We start from the raw sequence: 20,755 nt of genomic DNA on the forward strand, positions 1-20,755 counted from the left end.
CAGCGTCTGTCTTTTGCGCGAGCGATCAGGAAGGCTAAGCTGACAGGGCCACTTCTCGCTCAAGGATAGGGAATGTCCGCCATCTTGCTCTGGACGCTGGTCGCCATCATCGCCACCGCCATCATCTGGAAGGGCAGCGGTCTGCTCGAACGCTCGAGCCAGCGCCTGTCGGCCTACTACCGGCTGCCGGAAATCGTTCAGGGCGCCATCGTGGTGGCGGTGGGCTCGAGCTTCCCGGAGCTGTCCACCACCGTCATCTCGACCCTGGTCCACGGCGAGTTCGAGCTCGGTGTGGCGGCCATCGTCGGCTCGGCGCTGTTCAATATCCTGGTGATTCCCGGGCTCAGCGGGCTGGCCTCGAAGTCACCGCTTCAGGCCAATCGCGACCTGGTCTACAAGGAAGCCCAGTTCTACATGATCGCGGTGGCGGTGCTGACCCTGACCTTCGCCTTCGCCGCCATCTACCATCCGGTGGAGACCTCGCCCCAGGGCGGCAGCATCCAGGGCGAGATGACCCGCTGGCTGGCCTTGATGCCGGTAGCCCTGTACGGGCTCTACCTATTTGTGCAGTACCAGGACACTCTGGATCATGAATCCGACGAGGACGTCAGCGACATCCGCCCGGGACGAGAGTGGGGACGACTGGCGCTGTCGCTGGTGGTCATCGTGGTCGGCGTCGAGGGGCTGGTGCGCGCGGCGATCAACTTCGGCGAGATCTTCGGCACCCCGAGTTTCCTGTGGGGCATCACCGTGGTCGCGGCCGGCACCTCGATTCCCGATGCCTTCGTCTCCATCCGCGCGGCACGCCAGGGACGCGGCGTCACCAGCATCGCCAATGTGCTAGGCAGCAACACCTTCGACCTGCTGGTGTGCATCCCGGCAGGCGTGCTGATCGCCGGTACCGCGGTGATCGACTTCTCGCTGGCGGCGCCGATGATGGCCGCGCTGACCTTCGCCACGGTGCTGCTGTTTCTGATGATGCGCACCCACATGATCCTGTCGCGGCGCGAGTCGATCTGTCTGCTGGTGGTCTACGCGGCCTTCGTGGTGTGGGTCTCGCTCGAGTCCTTCGGCACCATCGACCTGGTGCCGCACCTGCCGCCATCGGGCGCTGTCAGCGCCCACGCCACGACTGGATAGCGATGACACTAGGCGCCCAGACGATCGGCCAGATCGATCAACGAGGTGCAGTGGAAATCGTTGTCGGGCGAACCTTCCACCGCCTTGGGGGCGTCTTCGCCGAACTCATGGGGACGCTCGATGTAGGCGGTCTTGAGGCCGCAGCGGCGGGCGGCGTCGAGGTCATCCTGGTGGGCGGCCACCAGCATCACCTCCTCGGGGGCCACCTCGAAGACCTCGGCCACTCCCAGGTAGGTGTCGGGATGGGGCTTGTAGGCGCGGAAGACCTCGGCGGACAGGATCAGGTCCCAGGGCAGGCCGGCGTGCTTGGCCATATTGGCGAGCAGCCCCAGGTTGCCATTGGACAGGGTGCACAGGGTAAAGCCGCGCTTGAGCCGTGACAGCCCCTCGACGCTGTCGGGCCAGGGCGCCAGACGATGCCAGGCGCGGTTGAGATGGGCCCTGCCCGCCTCGTCCAGTGCCAGCCCGTGGCGATCGAGCAGCTCATCGAGAATCATCCGATGCAAGTCGTCGATACGCGTCCAGCCAAGCTCGCCGGACATCACCCTGTCCATGGCCGGCCGATAGCCCGCGCGCCAGGCTCTGGCGAAGTCCGCGGGCGTCATCGGTGCCGAGGCGCCTGGCGACGTGAGCAAACCCAGCGCCTCGACCTCCCGGACGATGCTCCCGTGCCAGTCGACCACAGTGCCGAAGATATCGAAGGCGAGTATCTGCGGGCGTACCGGTGCTGTCGTCATGATCGCTCTCCTTGTTTCGCGGCCGGTGGGTCTTGTCCAAAGTCGTAGCGGTACCCTACGGCGGGTACCAAGGCTTGGCCTAGCGCTTTGGGTCTGCCGCCCCGGGCGCCAACCTCGCCCTGAGCGACTCGGCAAGAAAGTCGAGAAACAGGCGTATACGCACGACCTGACGCATGTCCTGGTGGGCCAACAGCCACAGGTCGACCGCCAATGCCTCCAACTCATCTCCTACCTGTTTCAAGCCGACATCAGCATCGCCCAGATAACGAGGAAGCACCACCGCCCCCAAGCCACGCCTGGCGGCCTGCTGCCGCCCCAGCAGGCTATCGCAACGGAAGCGGACCATCGCTTGCTCGACCTTGTCTTCCATCCAAGCCGCCAGCGCCGCATCGTCGGGGCGCTGTCCCTGATCGATCCAGGCGGTAATATCGCCCGGCTCGGAGATGTCGCCATCGCGAGCCACGTAGATCGCCTGGCGGATCGAACCGACTCGCCGACCCACCAACGTCTCGGGCGGCTGGTTGGAGGGCCGAATCGCCACCTCGGCGTCGCGAGCAGCCAGATCATAGAGGGCATTGGAGACCGAGACATCAAGCACGATGGCGGGATGGCGTTGCTGGAACGCCTCGAATACCGGCATCAGCAGCCCCTGCAGCAAGGAGTCTGTCAGGGTGACGCGAATGACGCCCTCCAGCCGTTGATCCCTCCCCTGGATGCGGCGCGTCACCCCTTCTACCTCCTGGTGCACGCGCGCTGCCGCCTGCGCCATCTCTTCCCCCGCCAAGGTGGGCTGGTAACCACCGGGTGAGCGCTCGAACAACAGCACGCCCAGGCGCCGCTCGATGTTTCGCAAGCGCCGAAACACGGTGGCGTGGCTGACGCCAAGCTGGCGTGCCGCCCCTGAGAGAGAGCCCGAGCGCGAAATCTCGAGCACCGTCCTCAAGTCGTCCCAACTGTTCATTTTTGCAAAGCCTACCGACAAGAATAGGGAATTTTGTTGCACAAGTGTAAGGCATAGCCTGAACCACACCCACCGCAACGGAGTCGACCATGAATGTCCTGATCGTTCACTGTCACCCTGAACCCCACTCCTTGAACGGCGCCTTGACCGCCATCACCGCCGACACTCTGACCTCCCAGGGCCATAGGGTGGTCATCAGCGACCTGTACGCTGAAGGCTTCGATGCCATTGAACACCCTCGCCACTATCGCAATCGCCAGGATTCGCAGGTGTTTAGGGCACTGACGGAACAACGCCATGCCTTCGAAGGAGGACAGCTTCCCGAGGATGTGGCAAGAGAAATCCAACGGCTGGAACAGGCAGAGCTGGTGATTTTTCAGTTTCCACTGTGGTGGCATGGACCACCGGCCATGCTCAAGGGCTGGTTCGATCGCGTGATGGTGTACGGAGGGATGTACTCCGGAAGTCGCCGCTATGATCACGGGCGACTCAAGGGCAAACGCGCCATCTGCGCGGTGACGACAGGATCGCCGGCGGAAGCCTTCGAGCCCGCTGGCAGAGCGGGAGACATTGTTAGGCTGATGTACCCCTTCCACTGTTCCCTGTATTACCTGGGCCTCGAAGTGCTGCCACCACAGCTCGCCTTCGGCATCCAGGGCGGCGGCCTCGCCTATCAGGAGGAGACCGCATTCTGCCGGCACCTCGAAAGCACCAAGGCCGACTGGCGGGCCAGGCTCAAGGGCCTGGAAGGGGAGTCGACGATCCCCTTCTCAGGGTGGGATGACTGGGACGAGCAAGGTCGGCTGGGCCTGCGTCATCCTCTGCGATGGCGATAGAAGCTCCGACTCGGCACTCCAGTATCCGCGGCAACGCCTTAGTGCGCTTCGTCCCAGTTGTCACCGCACTCGGCCTCGACGATCAGCGGTACGTCGAGGCTGGCGGCGTTCTGCATGCGCGTCTTGACCTCTTCCATGAAGGTCTCGGCCTGGTCATCTCTGACCTCGAACACCAGTTCGTCATGGACCTGCATCACCATCCAGGCGTCGAAGCCGTCGCTGCCGGCCTGGTCTGCGAGCCAGGCGTCCATATCGATCATCGCGCGCTTGATGATGTCCGCCGCGGTGCCCTGCATCGGTGCGTTGATGGCGGTACGCTCGGCGCCCTGGCGCCGGGCACGGTTCTGGGAGTGGATCTCCGGCAGGTAGAGCCGGCGTCCGAACACCGTCTCGACGTAGCCGTCTTCGGCGGCCTGGGCGCGGATGCGCTCCATATAGCGGGCCACCCCCGGGTAGCGATCGAAGTAGCGGTCGATATAGGTCTTGGCCTGGCTCTGCTCGATATGCAGCTGGCGGCCCAGGCCCCAGGCACTCATGCCGTAGATCAGGCCGAAGTTGATCGCCTTGGCGCTGCGCCGCTGCTCGCCGTTGACCTTGTCCAGGGCCACCCCGAACACCTCGGCGGCGGTGGCGGCGTGGATGTCCTTGTCCTCGGCGAAGGCTGACAACAGGCCCTTGTCGCCGGACAGGTGGGCCATGATGCGCAGCTCGATCTGGGAGTAGTCCGCCGCCACGATGCGATAGCCCGGGCGTGCCACGAAGGCCTGGCGGATGCGCCGTCCCTCGTCGGTACGAATCGGGATATTCTGCAGGTTGGGGTCGGAAGACGACAGCCGCCCGGTGGCGGTCACTGCCTGGTGGTAGCTGGTGTGGACCCGGCCGGTGGCCTTGTTGACCAGCTTCGGCAGCTTGTCGGTGTAGGTCGAGCGCAGCTTGGACAGGCCGCGATGCTCGATGATCACCTTGGGCAGCGGGTAGTCCAGCGCCAGCTCCTCGAGCACCGCCTCGGCGGTGGAGGGCGCGCCCTTGGGGGTCTTCTTGATCACCGGGATGCCCTGCTCCTCGAACAGGATCTGGCCGAGCTGCTTGGGCGAGCCGAGGTTGAACTCGCGCCCGGCAAGCTCATAGGCGCGGGCCTCGAGCTCGCGAATGCGCTCCCCCAGCTCCCGGCTCTGGGTGTGCAGTAGCTCCGCGTCCAGCGCCACGCCGTTGCGCTCCATGCGCGACAGCACCCGCACCAGCGGGCGTTCGAGCTCGTCGAGGACCTCGGCCAGGCGGCCAGTCTCGTCCACTCGTGGGCGCAGCGTCTGGTGCAGCCGCAGGGTGATGTCGACGTCCTCGCAGGCGTAGGGCGCAGCCTGTTCCAGTGCGATCTGGTTGAAGGTCAGCTGCTTGGCGCCCTTGCCGGCGATGTCCTCGAACTTGACGGTGCCCTCGCCCAAGTACTTGAGCGCCAGCGAGTCCATGTCGTGGCGGGTGGCGGTGGAGTCGAGCACGTAGGACTCGAGCATGGTATCCACCAGGGGCCCCTTGACCGGGATGTCGTAGCGCGCCAGCACCGAGATATCGTACTTGAGATTCTGGCCGATCTTGGCGATCGCCTCGTCGGCCAGCACCGGCGCCAGCGCCTCGAGCACCGCCTTGCGATCGAGCTGGGCCGGGGCGTCGAGATAGTCGTGGCCCAGCGGAATGTAGGCCGCCTCGCCGGGCGTCAGGCACAGGCCGACACCGACGATGTCGGCCTCCATGTAGTTGAGGCTGGTGGTCTCCAGATCGAAGCAGAAGGCCTCGGCAGCGGCCAGTCGTTCAAGCCAGGCGTCCAGCTCGGCCTGTTCAAGGATCACCGTATCCTGACGCTCGCTGGAAGGTGCCGTCTGGGCCTTGTTCTTGTTAGCGCCTTCGCCTCCGTTGTCCCCCTCGGGGGTGTCGGAACCACCGGCGACATCATCGACGCCTTCATCCTGGCCGGCCAGCAGCTCCGACAGCCAGTTCTTGAACTCCAGGCGTTGATACAGCGTCTTCAGCGCCTCGCGATCCGGCGCGGCGATGGCCAGATCATCGAGGCCGAGCTCCAGCTCGCAGTCGGTCTTGATGGTCGCCAGTTCGTAGGACAGGTAGGCCTTGTCGCGGTGCTCCTCGAGCTTCTTCGGCAGCGTCTTGGCGCCACGAAACGACAGCGTCTTGACCTTGTCGAGATCGCCGTAGATGACGTCGAGCCCGCCTTCCATGCCCTGCAGCAGGCCGATGGCGGTCTTTTCGCCCACTCCGGGGACTCCGGGGATGTTGTCGACCTTGTCACCCATCAGCGCCAGGTAGTCGATGATCAGCTCCGGCGGCAGGCCGAACTTGTCGTTGACCCCGTCCACGTCGAGGGTCTCGCCCTTCATGGTGTTGACCAGGGTGATATGGCCATTGACCAGCTGGGCCATGTCCTTGTCACCGGTGGAAATCACCGCGTCGCGACCGGCGTCGGTGGCCATCTTCGCCAGGGTGCCGATGACGTCGTCGGCCTCGACCCCCTCGATGCACAGCAGTGGCAGGCCGAGCGCACGCACGCACTCGTGCAGCGGCTTCACCTGAGCGCGCAGGTCGTCGGGCATCGGTGGCCGCTGGGCCTTGTACTGGTCGTAGAGCTCGTCGCGGAAGGTCTTGCCCGGGGCGTCGAAGATCACCGCCATGGGACTGTCCGGGTAGTCCTTGATCAGCCGCTTGAGCATGTTGATCACGCCCTTGATGGCGCCGGTGGGCTGACCCTCGGAGGTGGTCAGCGGCGGCAGAGCGTGGAAGGCACGGTACAGATAGGAGGAACCGTCGACGAGAACGATGGGGCTTGAGGCCATGGATCGGCGTCCCTGTAAGGATAAATGACTACGATGCCACCCATGATACGCATCCCTTTCGTCTTTTGCCGGACGCTTTTGCGACCCTCGACGCGGTCACGGCCATCGCCCTGTCCTTGCGTCAGCCCCTGGCCCGCCCCACGCCCGCCCCCTGTGCCGGCCATCAGGCGTCGACCTGGGGCATCGGCCTTGTTCCTTTACTTTGCGAGGGGAACCTGTGCCGACGTATCATGGTCTGATCGAACAGTGTTCCCTTTGCTTTGCCAACCGCTCATTCTCCCATCCTGGAGACCCACCATGACGATCACCCGCATTGCGAGCGCCCTCCTGCTGTCGCTGGCCCTGCTGGCCGCCGCCGCGCCGGTGCTCGCCCAGGCGCAACCCGACATCAGCGTCCGCCAGGAAGCCAACCAGACGCTGCGCGAGTACCGCGTCAACGGCAAGCTGTACGCCATCAAGGTCGAGCCCAAGGATGGCAGCGCCTACTTCCTGGTCGACCGCAACGGCGACGGCAACTTCGAGCGCCAGGGCGGCGACAACGTCGAGATCCCCGGCTGGGTTCGCTGACCCAAGGCCGTTGCCTGGGCGGCGCGCCCGCCGCTGCGTCCCCTAGCTGTTGATGCCCGTCTGGCAAGCGGCGCGAAAGCCCGCTGAGACCACTCCCGTAGATCACGTGCAACTCGGTGCCAAGTCGCTACAATAGGCGCCTTGGCAACCCCGGGCGAGACGATTCATGGCCGTATTCACTCCGCTTGACGACGCACAGGTCGCAGGCTTTCTCAGCCGTTTTGACGTCGGCGAACTGACGAAGCTGCAGGGCGTGCCCGCGGGCACCGAGAACAGCACCTTCTTTGTCACCACCGACCGTCGCGAACTGGTACTGACGCTGTTCGAGCAGGGAGAGCACGAAGAGCTGCCGTTCTTCGTCGAGCTGCTCGACTTCCTCGACGAGCACCGAATCCCGGTGGCCGGGCCGATTCACGACCGTGACGGTATCGCCCTGCACGAGCTGGCGGGTCGGCCGGCGCTGCTGTTTCCGCGCCTGCCGGGCGCCCACCCCAGCGCGCCCGACGTGACCCAGTGCCGAGCGCTGGGGCAGGCGCTCGGCGAGATGCATCGTGTCTCCCGCCACTTCGGTGGACACCGTCCCAATCCCCGCGATATTCACTGGCTGTCGGCCATGCACCACAAGGTGCTGGTCTACCTCTCGCCCGAGGACCAGGCGCTGATGCAGGACGAGGTCGACGCCTATCAGGCCGCGCTGGAAAGCGCGGAGCCGCTGCCCCAGGGAGCCCTGCACGGCGACCTGTTTCGCGACAACACCCTGTTCGACGGCGAGCGCCTGGGTGGCATCATCGACTTCTACAACGGCTGCACCGGCGACCTGCTGTTCGACCTGGCCATCGTCATCAATGACTGGGCCACCGACGCCGACGGTCGCCTGGTAGCCGAGCGCCACGACGCTCTGCTCGAGGCCTACCTGGCCGAACGCCCGCTGACCGCCACCGAGCGCGAACTGTGGCCGCTGATGCTGCGCCTGACCGCCCTGCGCTACTGGCTGTCTCGCCTGCTGGTGGTCTACGTTGACCCGCCGGCCCACGACCTGACCCCCCACGATCCCGAACAGTTCCGGCGCATCCTGCTTGCGCGCCTGGAACATGGAGCCCTGCCCTTGCCAGATATCGAGGCCCGCCCGTGAGCCACAAGCCCGACGCCGACTCCGCCGTGCAACGCGCCCGCCGCACCTGGAACATCGACCAGTGGGGCAGCGGCTACTTTGACGTGGACGAGGACGGACAGGCACTGGTCCGCCCCCTAGGCGAGGTCGAACCCGGCCCCAGCCTGCCGCTGCGTGGCCTGGTCGACCAGGTCCGCCAGGCCGGCCTGCGCCTGCCGGTGCTGATCCGCTTCACCGATATCCTGCACGACCGGGTCGAGCAGCTGTGCGCGGCCTTCGACCAGGCCATGGGCGAGGAAAACTTCGAGAGCGGCTACACCGCGGTGTACCCGATCAAGGTCAACCAGCAGCGCCGAGTGGTGGAAGAGATCCTCGCCACCAACGAGCGCGGGCGCGACCGGGTTGGCCTGGAGGCCGGCAGCAAGCCGGAACTGCTGGCGGTGCTGGCGCTGTCCGGCGATGGCCCCTCGCTGATCGTGTGCAACGGCTACAAGGATCGCGAGTACATTCGCCTGGCGCTGATGGGCGAGAAGCTCGGCCACCGGGTCTACCTGGTGGTGGAAAAACTCTCCGAGCTGCCGATGATCCTCGAGGAAGCCGAACGCCTGGACGTGACCCCGCGCATCGGTCTGCGTGCCCGGCTGTCGTCGGTGGGCCGTGGCAAGTGGCAGGACACCGGTGGCGAGAAGTCCAAGTTCGGCCTGACCGCCGGCCAGATCCTGACCGTGGTCGAGCGCCTGACCGAAGCCGGGCGACTCGACAGCCTGCAGCTGGTGCACTTCCACCTGGGCTCCCAGATTGCCAACATCGGTGATATCCAGCGTGGCCTGCGCGAGTGCGCGCGCTTCTACCAGTACCTGCGCCAACTGGGCGCGCCGGTGGACACCGTGGACGTGGGCGGTGGTCTTGGGGTCGACTACGAGGGCACCCACTCGCGCAACTTCTGCTCGATCAACTACTCGATGCTCGAGTACGCCCGCAACGTGGTCTACGCCTTCAACCAGGTGTGTGCCGCCGAAGGTCTGCCGCAGCCGCATCTGATCAGTGAATCCGGCCGTGCCCTGACCGCCCACCACGCGGTGCTGATCACCAACGTGATCGGCGAGGAAAGCGTGGACACCGCGCCGCCGACCGAACGCAAGAGCGACGACCCCGAGGTCGAGGCGCTGTGGCGCACCCTGGACTTCCTCAAGCGCGAGCCTGAACCGCGTGGGCTGGTGGAGGCCTGGCACGACCTGATCCAGGACATGGGCGACCTGCACGACCGCTTCGTGCTGGGGGCCGCCGATCTGGCCGCCCGTGCCGAGGGCGAGAGCGTCTACTTCGCCGCCTGCGCCGCCCTGAGGTCACAGCTCGACCCACGCAACCGCGCCCACCGCGAGATCCTCGACGAGCTGGCCGAGAAACTCGCCGACAAGCTGTTCGTCAACTTCTCGCTGTTTCAGTCGATGCCCGACGTCTGGGGCATCAAGCAGATCTTCCCGGTGCTGCCGCTGTCCGGGCTCGACCGTCGCCCAAGCCGCCGTGGAGTGATTCAGGACATCACCTGCGACAGCGATGGGCGCATCGACAGCTACGTCGACGGCCAGGGCGTCGAAACCACCCTGCCGCTGCCGGAGTGGCGCGAAGACGACGAGCGCCTGCTCGGCTTCTTCATGGTCGGCGCCTACCAGGAGATCCTCGGTGACCTGCACAACCTGTTCGGCGACACCGACGCCGTCGATGCCTCACTGGATCGCGACGGCGGCTGGCGCCTGACCAACCTGCAGTGGGGCGACCGGGTCTCCGACGTGCTCGGCTACGTCAACTTCAACGCCGACGTGCTGCGCGAACGGCTCCGGGTCCAGCTCACCCGCAGCAACCTCGACCCACGCGAACAGCGTCACTTCCTCGATGATCTGTCAGAAGGGCTCGACGGCTACACCTACCTGGAGTGAGCCGACCCGCACGCCCCACTCCGTGTGAGCCTTCGCCCGGCGATGCCTAGAGGTATCGCCGGGCACCTGCTATTGGGGACTTGAGCTCTTGCGCCGGGTCCACGCTCGTGGCGAGATATGCATCAAGCCAGACACATCTTGACCACAGGAGGACAGCGCCATCGCATCCCCGGCCCCCTACCCCCAAGACTCACAGCCCCGAGACTCACAGCGCAGCATTCCCCCCACCATGATGGCGGTGGTCACCACCGGCAACGGTGGCTACGACAAGCTCAGCTATCAACAAGTCCCGACCCCGACGCCGGGCCCCGGAGAGGTGCTGCTGCGGGTGCTAGCCGCCGGCGTCAACAACACCGAGATCAATACCCGGCTCGGCTGGTACTCCGCCAGCGTCAAGAGCGACACCCGGGCATCGGCGGACGCCTTCGATGACAGCGCCGAGAACGCCGCCGACGCCGAGGATGGCGGCTGGAATGGCGCCACTCCCTTTCCATTGATTCAGGGCACCGACTGCTGTGGCGAGGTGGTGGCCCTGGGCGCGCCGGGAGAGGAAGGAGCCAACGCCTCGGTCACGGCGGACCTGCTGGGCAAGCGGGTACTGGTACGCGCCTGCATGCGCACCAGGAGCTTCGATCACTGGGACTCGGTGTGGATGGCCTCTGACTTCGACGGAGCCTTCGCCCAGTTCGTCAAGGTGCCCGCCAGCGAAGTGTTCCCGGTGGACTGCGACTGGAGCGACGAGGAACTTGCCACCATCCCCTGCGCCTACGGCACCGCAGAGAACATGCTGCACCGCGCTGGTGTCAGCGCCGGTGATCGGGTGCTGGTCACCGGTGCCTCGGGAGGTGTCGGCTCGGCGGTGGTGCAGCTGGCCAAGCGCCGGGGCGCCCACGTCACGGCGGTGGCGGGCAGCGCCAAGCACGAGGCGATCCGCGCCCTTGGCGCCGACCGCCTGCTCGACCGCGACGATGACCTGCTGGCAAGCCTCGGCGAGTCGAGCATCGACGTCGCGGTGGATAACGTTGCGGGCAAGGGCTTTGGCGGGGTGCTGGAGGTGCTCGACCGCGGCGGCCGCTACGTCTCCTCCGGCGCCATCGCAGGGCCGGTGGTGGAACTCGACATGCGCAAGCTGTACCTCAAGGACGTGCGCCTGATCGGCTCCACCGCCTGGGACGAGCCGATCTTTCCGGACATGATCGGCTACATCGAGCGTGGCGAGATTCGTCCTCTGCTGGCCAGGACCTTCCCGCTTGCGCAGATCGTCGAGGCCCAGCAGGCCTTTCTCGAGAAGCAGCACGTGGGCAACTTCGTGCTGCTGCCGCCGCCACTGGACTGACGCCGAAGGCGTCGGGACTGCGGGTTAGCCAGGCGTCAACCGAGCACGCGGGTCTCGAGGGCGTGGCGCTGGCCGCTGGGCAGTGTCAGTTCGAAAGCCAGGGTCGCGCCCTTCTCCAGCTTGCCGACACCGGCCGGGGTGCCGGTCAGTACCACGTCACCCGGGGCCAGGGTGAAGTGCTGGCTCATCTCGGACAGCAGCGCCGGGATCGCGAACAGCATGTCTCGGGCCACGCCGTGCTGGCGACGTTCACCGTTCATGTCGAGGCTGAACTCGATGGCCGACCAGTCGAGCGGCGCCTCGATGGGCACGAAACGCGACAGCGGGCAGGCGCCGTCGAAGGCCTTGGCGATCTCCCACGGATGGCCCTTCTTCTTCAGCGCCGACTGGACATCACGCAACGTCAGGTCCAGCGCAAGCCCGACCCCGACCACTGCCGCCTCGGCCTGCTCGGGCGTGGCCTCACGCAGGGTCTCGCCGATCAACAGCGCAAGCTCGGTCTCGAAGTGTACGTCGGAGCGCTCGAAGGGACCGCCGATCGGCTCTTCCAGGGGCACCACACTGGTCGCCGGCTTGATGAACAGCAAGGGTGCGTCGGGTACCGGGTTGTCGAGCTCCTTGGCGTGCTCGGCGTAGTTGCGTCCAACACAGACCACCTTGCCAAGTGGTTGGGAGAAGGCGTCACCGTCGACAAAGCTCGGGACGAGAGACATGGCAGGCTCCTGAAGGCATGAAGAAGGATAGGAAACGACACGGCCCAGCGAACGGGGTCGCGTGGCATGCAAAAAAGGCGCGCCCAGGGCGCGCCTTTCGAGTCTATCCCAGCCATCGCGCTCATCGCGAGCGGTGGCGACCGTCGCTTCAAGGATTGAAATCGCTGCCAGGCTCGTGGGCCAGGAAATCCGGGCGACGGCGGTTGGCCGCAAACGGCTCGACGCAGCGGTTGTCGACGCGGTTGTAGACAAAGAAGGCGTTGCTGCGCGGATCCGGCGACATGTTGGCGTTGGAGCCGTGCAACGTGTTGCAGTCGAACAGCAACAGCCCACCAGCGCTGCCCTTGGGCGCCTCGATACCGTTGCGATCGATCAGCTGGCGCAGGGCTTCCTGACTCGGCACCCCGATCTCCTGCTTCTGCAGCGACTTCTCGTGGTTGTTGTCCGGCGTCTCGCCAATGCACGGCACGAACACCCGATGGGAGCCGGGAATCAGCATCAGCGGACCGTTGAACTCGTGGTTGTCGGTCAGCACGATGGAGGCACTCACCGCGTGCATGTCGGGCATGCCGTCCTCGGCGTGCCAGGTCTCGAAGTCCGAGTGCCAGTTGAAGCCCTTGCCCTCGAAGCCCGGCTTGTAGTTGATGCGCGACTGGTGGACGTAGCTCTCGCCGCCGAGAATCTGGCGAGCGCGGCCGACCAGACGTTCATCATTGGCCAGGTGGGCGAACACCCGGGACAGATAGTGCACGGCAAACAGCGAGCGGATCTCCTTGCCGCTCGGCTCGACGATGCTGTAGTCCTTGCCCCGATAGGCGTCGTTGTCGAGCAATGCCTTGAGCTCTTCGCGCAGGCGTGCGAGCTCTTCGCCACCGAGGAAGTCGGGCTCAAACAGAAAGCCCTTCTGCTCGAACTCGTCGAGCTGCTGCTGGCTCAGCGGCCCCTGGTCGGCGCTGCCCTTGACCACCGGGCCCTGGCGGTCGACCCACAGGCTGTCCATCGGTTCGGGCAATCGCGTCGGGTAGCGGGTGGCGCGAGCCTGGCCGCTGTCGAGCCCGGCGAAACGTTGCCAGTCGAAACGCTGCTGGTCTTGTGGGTCCAGGTTGCTGCGATGCTTGGTTTGCGGATTGGACGATGTCTGCACTTCCATCCGATCACCCTCCCTTGGTATTGATCAGCTTTCAGATTCGAACACGTACCCGCGGCGCTACTTACCTGTACACCAGCGACTTACCTGTACACCAGCGACGGCCCAGAAATGCTGCGCCACACAGGCGTCACTGACCGTCAAAGGCCATATCACCGACTGCATCAAGGGCAGCATTCAAGGCCACATCACAGGGTGCATTTGAGGCCGCACCCAGAGTGCATCTAAGGCTGAATTCAAGGCTGAATTTGAGGTATAGCGCCGCCCTGAAGGAGAAGGCTATCTCCCCGAGCCCAAGCTACAAAAGCCGCCTCTTGAATTCAACCCTTGCACAATTTGCGTCTAACTTTCATCGATGCGTCACTCCTGCTACCTCGCCGGTGACAGGCTGTGTCTCGGTGAAGTAGCGCCAGGCGCCGGAGCCGGGCAGCGATGTTGGCGCCAGGTAGATCGGTGCGGCATCGCGATCCTGAGGGCAGCCGGCGAAGGCGCTACCCGGCAGCAGCAGCCAGTCGTGGCGATTCTGATGGCCGAGGTCGAACCCTTGGCCAAGCTCGCCGCAGTCGATGTCTTCCAGATCCTTGTCCACCACCAGCATCCAGCGCCGCGACGGCGCCTCGGCGAGCCAGGCCATGGCGGCAGGAAGCTCTTGCTCGATGGGCGTCATGTCGCCGAAGTGAACACTTGGCGTGCGCGCATGCAGCAGGATCTCCTCATCGAAGTTCAACAGCGCCACCTTGCCGGTCGGCCCCACCAGCTCCGCCACCCTGGCCATCATGTCCCGGGGCGAGCGCTCCGGGTCCATCCAGACGTAGCCTTGGGTACTCCACCAGCCCCACAGGCACCACAGAAATAGGGTCACGGCAACCAGGCCCCGGCGCGGCCTCAACACAAGCGCCAGGCCCAGGGCCAGACCCCCCAGCGCCAGCCACTCCCACCAGGGAGTGATCCCGTAGCGATGGGCCAGACGCTCCAACGGCGCGACATCGCAGAGCCCTAGAAGGCCAGCCAATCCCAGCAGCCCGCCAAGCAGGATGACGGCTCCAAAACCCGTGCGATTGGGGCCGATCCGCCTGGCAAGCGCCGGCAGCAGTGGCGCCAGCGCCAGCACCATCAGCGGCAGGGTCGGCAGCATATAGACGCCGCGTTTACCCGGTGACAGCGAGAAGAAGATCACGATCAACACCACGGCGCTTACAGGCAGCAGCGAACGCGCATCGCCGCGGCGAATGCGTCGCCACCAGTTGGGAAAGGCCCAGGGAAAGGTCAGCACCAGCGGCATCCAGGCCCAGGGCAGCACCTGGGCGATGTAGTAGTACCAGGGACGCAGGTGGGCCCAGGAGTCGGCGTAGCGCTCACCCGTCTGCTTGAACAGAATATTGTCACGATAGGCCGCCAGGCTTGGGTCGTCGCTCAGGCTGGTGATCAGGATCATCGGCAACCCCCAGGCCAGCACCACCGCGAGCAGGCACCCCAGTCCCTCGCGAAGGTCGCGAAGGCGGAGCGGCGTCAGCCGGCCAGGCCCCCTGTTACCGCTGACACCGCCGCGCCCCAACCACCACCAGGCGGGCAGCAGCGCCAGCGGCAGAAAGCCCACCCCCTTGGTCAGGATGCCGCCCCCCATGGCCGCAAAGCCCGCCCGCCACCACCAGCGAGAGGGCCCCAGCAGGGCATGGCGCAGCAGCCCGTAGGCGCCCAGGGTGGTAAAGAAGGTCAACAGCATGTCGATCTGGGCGGTCTTGGCCTGCAGCACGAACTGCAGGGTCGCCAGGGTGGCAATGCCCGCCAGCAGACCAATGCGCTGGCCATACAGGCGCCGGCTCAGATCCACGATCAGCGCCAGGGTGCCGAGCCCGGCCAGCAGCGACGGCAGCAGAAAGCCGATTCGCATCGAGCCGGTCAGCCAGATGCCCAGGGCGCTTGCCCACATGAAGATCGGCGGCTTGTCAGCGTAGAGTTCACCGCCGCGATGGGGGATCCAGAAAACTCCGGTCACCAGCATCTCGATGGCATTCAAGGCAAAACGGGGCTCATCGGCGGGCCAGGGGTCCCGCCAGCCGAGACCGAGCGCCAGCAGCAGGGCGGCGAAAGCGCCAAAGGCCAGCCACACCGTCCAGGGCAGGCGAAGAGGCATTCTCAAGGGGGGCATGACGCTATCCTCCGGCACGCGACGACGTCGACTTGATGGAGGCCTGCGACGTTTCTTGCTGGCGGAGACCCGAACTGCAGAACCTGTTGCCACGCAATAACGTCAGGTTGCGTAGATAGATAAAGAGCCCGGCCCCCTGCCCGAGCATGAACACCGGGTCTCGGCGATGGATGGCATAGACCAGCAGGGTCACACCCCCGGCCAGGCTGAGAAACCAGAAGGCCACCGGCACCACGCTGCGTTTCGCCCTCTCACTGGCGATCCACTGCACGACAAAGCGCGCCGAGAACAGCGCCTGCCCGAGAAAGCCCACCGCCAGCCACCAGGACAGCGTCATTGCGACGGCCCTGCGGCGGCCTGGTTCAGGGTAATGCTGCTGCTTGAGGCCGTACTGCCAAAGACGACACGGGGCAGGACAACATCGAGACCGTCAGGCATCGGCTGCTGCCGACCAGTTTTGCTGACGGTGGTGTCCGTCACAAAGGCCAGCTCCCCATGCCACAGCGTCGTCCCGACCCGAGGCGGGTCGAGCGCATCATCGATACCACGACAGTCCACCGGCAGTCGCGAGCGACGTTGCAGCCAGCGCACTCCGATCAGGTCGGTGATGCCGACCCACAGGCGGTTGCCGAGACCATAGTGGGAACGCCCCGCCCCCCGGGGGCGGTGATTGACGGGGCGGGACAGACAACGCCCGCCCTGGGCAGTGACCAGGGCGGGCAGAAAGCGATGCATATGATCGAAGTACGGTAGCGAAAGAAACGCCTGCCGGCGGATCACCTTGAGACCACAGCCGCTATCCGGCGAGCCATCGCCGAGCAGTCGTGCTCGAACCGCATTGGCCACCCTAGAAGACAGCCGCTTGAGCGCGGAGTCCTGGCGCGTGACGCGATGGCCGCCCACCAAGTCCACCCGCGCCGCCTTTGCGGCTTCCAGCAACGCAGGAATATCGGCGGGGTCATTCTGGCCATCGCCGTCCAGGGTCGCCAGCCACTCGCCTCGGGCATGCCTCGCTGCCTGCCATAGGGCGGTGCTCTGACCCGCGCTATCGCAATGGCGAAGTGGCCTCAGCGAGTCCTGACGGTGCGCCCGCGTCACCAGCAGCGGCCAGGTATCATCGTCAGAGCCATCGTCTACCACGATGACCTCGTAGGCCTGGTGCGACAGCGCCCGTTCGACTTCATCGAGCAGCGTGGGCAGGTTGGCGGCTTCGTTATGGGCGGGGATAACTACCGACAGGGTTACAGCGTGCATGGGATTCGCCTCGGACTGGGGAATACCGTCACCTTGCCCGGCGATACTTAAGCCACCCTTAATTCATAAATGCCGCCCTTGGTCACGACGTCACCGAGACGTCACCACGCTCACAGCGTCGCAGGAGCCTCCAGGCGAGACACCTTCATCGATCTCCTGTGCGAGACGACGTGCCACCGCATACTCGATGTCCGAAAACCGTTCCACCTGAGGTACCCTGAAGGCACCACTGCATCGAGGTAGCCATGTTGCGTTTCCAGCAAGAGGACCCCGCCGCCCCCGCCATGGCGGCGATGATCCGCGCCCACCGCCGCGGGCTGAAGAAACTGGCGCCCACCTCGCCGCCGGAAAGCCGCCATGCCCTGACCCTGGATGAACTGAAGGCGCCGGAGGTGACCCTGTGGGGGCTGTGGGAGGATGACGATCTGGTCGGCTGCGTCGCCCTGAAGGATGTCAGCCACGACCATGGCGAGATCAAGTCCATGCGGACGGCACCAAGCCACCTTCGCCGGGGTCTGGCCTCCTTGATGCTCGACAAGGTGATCGAGGAGGCCAGACTGCGTGGCTATCGCCGGCTGAGCCTGGAGACCGGCTCACAGCCGGGCTTCGCTCCGGCTCGCCAGTTCTACACGCGTCACGGCTTTACCCCCTGTGCGCCCTTCGCCGGCTATGTCGAGGATCCCAACAGCGTCTACATGACCTTGGCCGTCATCGATGGCGAGCTGAAGGAGGCCAGCCGATGAGCGAAAGTGATGACGCCAGTCCCGACAACAGCGCCACACCGTTGCCCCTCGACAGTGCCGGCACCCGCGAGCTGTCCTGCGCCGAAGCGGTAACCTTCGACAGCGGTGATACTCGCTGTCGCGGCTGGTGGTTTGAAGGTGTCGACGATGGTGCGGTGGTGGTCATGGCCCACGGTCTTGGTGGCACGGTGGCAGGCGGCCTTGTCGGCTACGCCCAGGCCCTGCATCACGCCGGCCACAGCGTGCTGGTCTTCGACTATCGTCACTTCGGCCGCTCCGACGGCGAGCCTCGCCAGCTGCTCGGCATCAAGCGCCAGCAACAGGACTACACGGCCGCCATCGAGTACGCCCGGGGCCGGGCACCGGCCCTCCCGCTGGTGCTGTGGGGTACGTCGTTCTCGTCGGCCCATGTCATCACTCTGGCGGCTCGTCGCGACGATGTCGCTGCGGTCATCGCCATGAATCCGATGCTCGACGGTCGGGCCTCGTCGCTGCTCAAGCTCAAGGACGCAGGACCTGGCACCTTCCTGCGCATGACCGGAGTGGGACTCGCCGACCTTGCCAGGGGTTGCCTCGGCCGGGCTCCTCGGTACCTGCCACTGGCCGGCGAGCCGGGGACCCTGGCCGCGCTCTCCGCCCCGGACGCCCTGACGGGGATCCTGTCGTTTGTCGATGACGACTTCGACAATCGTATTGCGCCACGCGCCCTGCTGGCGCTCGGGCTCTACCGTCCGGTCACCCGGGCCCGCCAGGTTCACTGTCCGGTGCTGCTGCAACTTTGCCTGCGTGACAGCGTCGCGCCGATTGTCCCCGGCTACCGACTGGCCGAAGCACTGGGATCACGGGCCACACTCAAGACCTACGACACCGGCCACTTCGAGATCTACGAGGGTGACTGGCGGGCGGCCTTCGCCGACGACCAGCGGGAATTTCTCGCCCAGGCGCTGGCGCAGTCGCCGGCGCCAGCGCCCACGGCCCACGCCACCGAGTCGCCTCAGCACACTCCAGACGAGACCGACCCGCCGCCCGCCCGGTAGCCTGGCTATACTGGCGACGACACCTGACTGGCCACGCCCGAGGGCATGCGAATGCGCCATTACCCCTGCCAACGCTGTGACAACCGCCTGTTCTTCGACAATACCCTCTGCCTGGTATGCCACTCCGAACTTGGCTGGTGCCCGGGTTGCCATGCCCTGGTGACGGTCGATCTCCAGCCCGATGGTCGCTACCGTTGCGTCGACGACACCTGCGCTACGCTACTGGTCAAGTGCCACAACTATTCCGTGGAAGGGGTCTGCAACCGCATGATCACCAGCGAGGAGGCCGACCGTGGCATGACGCTGTGTGACTGCTGTCGCCACAACCAGGCCATCCCCGACCTGTCGGTGCCCGGTCATCGTGAACGCTGGGCCAAGCTCGAGAGTGCCAAGCGCCGGCTTTTCTACACCCTCGACCTGCTGGGGCTGCCCCACGAGGTGGATGGCCGCCGTGCCAACCCGCCGCTGGCCTTCGCCTTCCTCGCCGACGAAGTGGCGGCGGAAGGCGACTGGCACTCCAGCGACGAGGGCATGCCGGTGTTCACCGGTCACGCCGGCGGACTGATCACCATCAACGTCAAGGAAGCCGACGACGTCGAGCGCGAGCGCCTGCGCAACGACTTCAATGAGGCCCACCGCACCCTGATCGGCCACTTCCGCCACGAGATCGGACACTATTACTGGGAGTTGTTGATCAAGAACCGGGACGAGCCAGCCTGCATCGAGGTATTCGGTGACCACAACAACCCCAGCTACAGCGAAGCCCTCGATCGCCACTATCAGCAGGGACCACCGAATGACTGGCGCGGCCGCTTCGTGTCGGCCTACGCCACCATGCACCCCTGGGAGGACTTCGCCGAAACCTTCGGCTTCTACCTGGACATGGTCGCCATCCTCGATACCGCCGGACACTTCGGCATCACCCCCACCGGCTTCGACGAGGACCTCGAAGCGATGTTGACCACCTTTCGCCGCCTGAGTCTCGGCTTCAACGAGATGAATCGCGAGATGGGGCTGCTCGACTTGGTGCCGGAGGTGATCACCCCGACCATCGCCTGCAAGCTTTGCTATATCCACGACATGGTGCTGGCGGCGCGACGACAGCAGTAAGCCGCCCGTCGTCCCACCTAGCACCACCATGCGGCCCTCTTTCCAGAGGGGCCGCAACGCTTGGCAAGATTCGGCTTGGCTAGATCCGGTTTGGCTAGATTCAGCAGTGGCTCAGCGCAGGCGGGCCGGGGCATACCCGGCCCACCGGTCTCACGCCTGGTCGCTGGCCGCCAGTAGCTCGCCATCGCCCAGGTCATCGAGGGTCGGGAAGTAGGTGCGGGCGATCGCCGTATGCAGCTCGGCAAAGCCCTGCTGCAACACGTCGATAAAGTCGTGCAGAGCCTCGGGGGAGCGCACCAGGGCACGGACGTCGGCCTCGGCCACATCGGCCAGCACCAGCGTTGCCGTTGCCAGGGCGCGTTCGTGGCGAGGCAGCGAGCGCAGCGCGCGAATGCTGTCCTTGAGACTGCGCGACACCGAACGCGGGAACAGGGAGTCCTGCACCAGGAAACGCAGCACGTCGGTGGCCCTGACCCGACAGCGCACGTGCTGTCGATACATCTGGTAGGCCGTCAATGACTTGAGCACGCTCATCCACTGCAGGTGCTCGAACGGACGAATCTCGTCGCTGTCACGCTGCAGCAGGTTGGCCGAGCGCACATCGATGATGCGGGTGATCATGTCGGCCCGTTCGAGCTGGCGCCCGAGCATCATGAAGGTCCGTGACCCACCGTAGCTGAGGGTGCCCTCGATCAACCCGATCAACGTCTGACAGCCGCGAATCACCAGCTTCAGAAAGCGCTCTCGGCGTCCCGGGCCGAGGCCCGCATCAGCGTGGGCACTGGCGGTCATGTAGAGCTGGTTGATTTCTTCCCAGACCTCCCGCGGTACCACGTCCCGCGTGGTGCGCAGATTCTCGCGGGCCTGGGCAAGGGCGGACAGGATCGAGCCGGAGTAGCGTCGGTCGGCACACAGGAACTGCACCACGTTGCGATCGTTGGGCTCGTCGTAGAGGGTCTCGAACACCTCGGCGCCCCCGGTGATATCGATCATCGCCGCCCATCCCAGCGGTTGGCGGTAGGGCATGTCGAGCATCAGGTGACTGGAGACGTTGATCAGGCGGGCGGTATCTTCGGCACGCTCGATGTAGCGGGCCATCCAGTACAGGTTTTCGGCAACTCTGGAAAGCATCAGCAT

18 protein-coding genes are annotated in these 20,755 nt (G+C 65.5%); 9 read left to right on the forward strand and 9 right to left on the reverse strand.

Annotated elements, in window-relative coordinates; translation table 11 throughout:
* Window positions 1-72: 72 nt before the first annotated feature.
* Window positions 73-1,140, forward strand: a complete 1,068-nt coding sequence (locus NFH97_RS06570) for a sodium:calcium antiporter (RefSeq protein ID WP_124804999.1) — start codon at window positions 73-75, stop codon at window positions 1,138-1,140.
* Window positions 1,141-1,148: 8 nt separating this feature from the next.
* On the opposite strand, the gene NFH97_RS06575 is transcribed toward NFH97_RS06570, so the two are convergent.
* Both NFH97_RS06575 and NFH97_RS06580 read right to left on the reverse strand, forming a co-directional pair.
* A complete protein-coding gene (locus NFH97_RS06575; RefSeq protein ID WP_287163400.1) occupies window positions 1,149-1,877 on the reverse strand; it encodes a haloacid dehalogenase type II in 729 nt (242 codons plus the stop codon).
* A 79-nt stretch (window positions 1,878-1,956) separates the two neighbouring features.
* Window positions 1,957-2,838 (reverse strand): LysR family transcriptional regulator, encoded by an 882-nt coding sequence (locus NFH97_RS06580; RefSeq protein WP_287163401.1) that lies wholly within the window; start codon window positions 2,836-2,838, stop codon window positions 1,957-1,959.
* Window positions 2,839-2,927: 89 nt separating this feature from the next.
* Between NFH97_RS06580 and NFH97_RS06585 the strand changes: the two genes are divergently transcribed.
* Window positions 2,928-3,674, forward strand: coding sequence for an NAD(P)H-dependent oxidoreductase (locus NFH97_RS06585; RefSeq protein ID WP_287163403.1), 747 nt, complete (start codon window positions 2,928-2,930; stop codon window positions 3,672-3,674).
* 38 nt (window positions 3,675-3,712) lie between these two features.
* On the opposite strand, the gene polA is transcribed toward NFH97_RS06585, so the two are convergent.
* Window positions 3,713-6,514 (reverse strand): DNA polymerase I, encoded by a 2,802-nt coding sequence (polA, locus tag NFH97_RS06590; RefSeq protein ID WP_348815219.1) that lies wholly within the window; start codon window positions 6,512-6,514, stop codon window positions 3,713-3,715.
* A gap of 297 nt (window positions 6,515-6,811) precedes the next feature.
* On the opposite strand from polA, the gene NFH97_RS06595 reads away from it, so the two are divergent.
* The 4 genes from NFH97_RS06595 (at window position 6,812) to NFH97_RS06610 (ending at window position 11,465) form a co-directional block, all read left to right on the forward strand.
* Window positions 6,812-7,081 (forward strand): DUF2782 domain-containing protein, encoded by a 270-nt coding sequence (locus tag NFH97_RS06595; RefSeq protein ID WP_045992628.1) that lies wholly within the window; start codon window positions 6,812-6,814, stop codon window positions 7,079-7,081.
* A 166-nt stretch (window positions 7,082-7,247) separates the two neighbouring features.
* Window positions 7,248-8,213: a homoserine kinase gene (locus NFH97_RS06600; RefSeq protein ID WP_045992627.1), complete on the forward strand. Its 966-nt coding sequence runs from the start codon at window positions 7,248-7,250 to the stop codon at window positions 8,211-8,213.
* Window positions 8,210-10,129 (forward strand): biosynthetic arginine decarboxylase, encoded by a 1,920-nt coding sequence (gene speA / locus NFH97_RS06605; protein WP_349624575.1) that lies wholly within the window; start codon window positions 8,210-8,212, stop codon window positions 10,127-10,129. Before NFH97_RS06600 ends, speA begins: the two co-directional genes overlap by 4 nt.
* A gap of 229 nt (window positions 10,130-10,358) precedes the next feature.
* Window positions 10,359-11,465 (forward strand): alcohol dehydrogenase family protein, encoded by a 1,107-nt coding sequence (locus NFH97_RS06610; protein ID WP_349624576.1) that lies wholly within the window; start codon window positions 10,359-10,361, stop codon window positions 11,463-11,465.
* A 35-nt stretch (window positions 11,466-11,500) separates the two neighbouring features.
* Here the strand turns inward: NFH97_RS06610 and NFH97_RS06615 are convergent, their stop codons facing one another.
* From NFH97_RS06615 to NFH97_RS06635, 5 genes are all read right to left on the reverse strand, one after another.
* Complete coding sequence (locus NFH97_RS06615) at window positions 11,501-12,178, reverse strand: fumarylacetoacetate hydrolase family protein (RefSeq protein WP_108131123.1); 678 nt, start codon at window positions 12,176-12,178, stop codon at window positions 11,501-11,503.
* Between the two features lie 148 nt (window positions 12,179-12,326).
* Entirely contained in the window at window positions 12,327-13,328 is a 1,002-nt protein-coding gene (gene thpD, locus NFH97_RS06620) for an ectoine hydroxylase (protein ID WP_348815217.1), read from the reverse strand.
* Window positions 13,329-13,674: 346 nt separating this feature from the next.
* Window positions 13,675-15,474, reverse strand: a complete 1,800-nt coding sequence (locus NFH97_RS06625; protein WP_349624577.1) for an ArnT family glycosyltransferase — start codon at window positions 15,472-15,474, stop codon at window positions 13,675-13,677.
* A 4-nt stretch (window positions 15,475-15,478) separates the two neighbouring features.
* The gene (locus NFH97_RS06630) at window positions 15,479-15,811 is read right to left on the reverse strand and encodes a lipid-A-disaccharide synthase N-terminal domain-containing protein (RefSeq protein WP_222568354.1); all 333 of its coding nucleotides are present in this window, start codon (window positions 15,809-15,811) and stop codon (window positions 15,479-15,481) included.
* On the reverse strand, window positions 15,808-16,728 hold the full coding sequence (locus NFH97_RS06635; protein ID WP_349624578.1) for a glycosyltransferase family 2 protein: 921 nt from the start codon (window positions 16,726-16,728) through the stop codon (window positions 15,808-15,810). Before NFH97_RS06635 ends, NFH97_RS06630 begins: the two co-directional genes overlap by 4 nt.
* A 245-nt stretch (window positions 16,729-16,973) precedes the next feature.
* Between NFH97_RS06635 and NFH97_RS06640 the strand changes: the two genes are divergently transcribed.
* From NFH97_RS06640 to NFH97_RS06650, 3 genes are read left to right on the forward strand one after another with little or no spacing between them, the layout of a single operon-like run.
* Complete coding sequence (locus tag NFH97_RS06640) at window positions 16,974-17,471, forward strand: GNAT family N-acetyltransferase (RefSeq protein WP_349624579.1); 498 nt, start codon at window positions 16,974-16,976, stop codon at window positions 17,469-17,471.
* Window positions 17,468-18,508 (forward strand): alpha/beta hydrolase, encoded by a 1,041-nt coding sequence (locus NFH97_RS06645; protein WP_349624580.1) that lies wholly within the window; start codon window positions 17,468-17,470, stop codon window positions 18,506-18,508. Before NFH97_RS06640 ends, NFH97_RS06645 begins: the two co-directional genes overlap by 4 nt.
* 51 nt (window positions 18,509-18,559) lie before the next feature.
* A complete protein-coding gene (locus NFH97_RS06650) occupies window positions 18,560-19,618 on the forward strand; it encodes a zinc-binding metallopeptidase family protein (RefSeq protein WP_108131117.1) in 1,059 nt (352 codons plus the stop codon).
* A 150-nt stretch (window positions 19,619-19,768) separates the two neighbouring features.
* Here the strand turns inward: NFH97_RS06650 and NFH97_RS06655 are convergent, their stop codons facing one another.
* Entirely contained in the window at window positions 19,769-20,755 is a 987-nt protein-coding gene (locus NFH97_RS06655; protein ID WP_349622135.1) for an alpha-E domain-containing protein, read from the reverse strand.

This window comes from Halomonas sp. SCS19 (assembly GCF_040147015.1).
Classification (GTDB): Bacteria; Pseudomonadota; Gammaproteobacteria; order Pseudomonadales; family Halomonadaceae; genus Halomonas; species Halomonas litopenaei.

What these genes read in the sequence shown, in the direction of transcription:
- NFH97_RS06640 (WP_349624579.1), top strand. Translation starts at nt 16,974, where the DNA reads ATGTTGCGTTTCCAGCAAGAGGACCCCGCCGCCCCCGCCATGGCGGCG.
- NFH97_RS06625 (WP_349624577.1), bottom strand. Translation starts at nt 15,474, where the DNA reads ATGCCCCCCTTGAGAATGCCTCTTCGCCTGCCCTGGACGGTGTGGCTG.
- NFH97_RS06655 (WP_349622135.1), bottom strand. Translation starts at nt 20,755, where the DNA reads ATGCTGATGCTTTCCAGAGTTGCCGAAAACCTGTACTGGATGGCCCGC.
- NFH97_RS06595 (WP_045992628.1), top strand. Translation starts at nt 6,812, where the DNA reads ATGACGATCACCCGCATTGCGAGCGCCCTCCTGCTGTCGCTGGCCCTG.
- NFH97_RS06630 (WP_222568354.1), bottom strand. Translation starts at nt 15,811, where the DNA reads ATGACGCTGTCCTGGTGGCTGGCGGTGGGCTTTCTCGGGCAGGCGCTG.
- NFH97_RS06585 (WP_287163403.1), top strand. Translation starts at nt 2,928, where the DNA reads ATGAATGTCCTGATCGTTCACTGTCACCCTGAACCCCACTCCTTGAAC.
- NFH97_RS06635 (WP_349624578.1), bottom strand. Translation starts at nt 16,728, where the DNA reads ATGCACGCTGTAACCCTGTCGGTAGTTATCCCCGCCCATAACGAAGCC.
- thpD (WP_348815217.1), bottom strand. Translation starts at nt 13,328, where the DNA reads ATGGAAGTGCAGACATCGTCCAATCCGCAAACCAAGCATCGCAGCAAC.
- NFH97_RS06615 (WP_108131123.1), bottom strand. Translation starts at nt 12,178, where the DNA reads ATGTCTCTCGTCCCGAGCTTTGTCGACGGTGACGCCTTCTCCCAACCA.
- polA (WP_348815219.1), bottom strand. Translation starts at nt 6,514, where the DNA reads ATGGCCTCAAGCCCCATCGTTCTCGTCGACGGTTCCTCCTATCTGTAC.
- NFH97_RS06610 (WP_349624576.1), top strand. Translation starts at nt 10,359, where the DNA reads ATGATGGCGGTGGTCACCACCGGCAACGGTGGCTACGACAAGCTCAGC.
- NFH97_RS06580 (WP_287163401.1), bottom strand. Translation starts at nt 2,838, where the DNA reads ATGAACAGTTGGGACGACTTGAGGACGGTGCTCGAGATTTCGCGCTCG.
- NFH97_RS06575 (WP_287163400.1), bottom strand. Translation starts at nt 1,877, where the DNA reads ATGACGACAGCACCGGTACGCCCGCAGATACTCGCCTTCGATATCTTC.
- NFH97_RS06645 (WP_349624580.1), top strand. Translation starts at nt 17,468, where the DNA reads ATGAGCGAAAGTGATGACGCCAGTCCCGACAACAGCGCCACACCGTTG.
- NFH97_RS06650 (WP_108131117.1), top strand. Translation starts at nt 18,560, where the DNA reads ATGCGCCATTACCCCTGCCAACGCTGTGACAACCGCCTGTTCTTCGAC.
- NFH97_RS06600 (WP_045992627.1), top strand. Translation starts at nt 7,248, where the DNA reads ATGGCCGTATTCACTCCGCTTGACGACGCACAGGTCGCAGGCTTTCTC.
- NFH97_RS06570 (WP_124804999.1), top strand. Translation starts at nt 73, where the DNA reads ATGTCCGCCATCTTGCTCTGGACGCTGGTCGCCATCATCGCCACCGCC.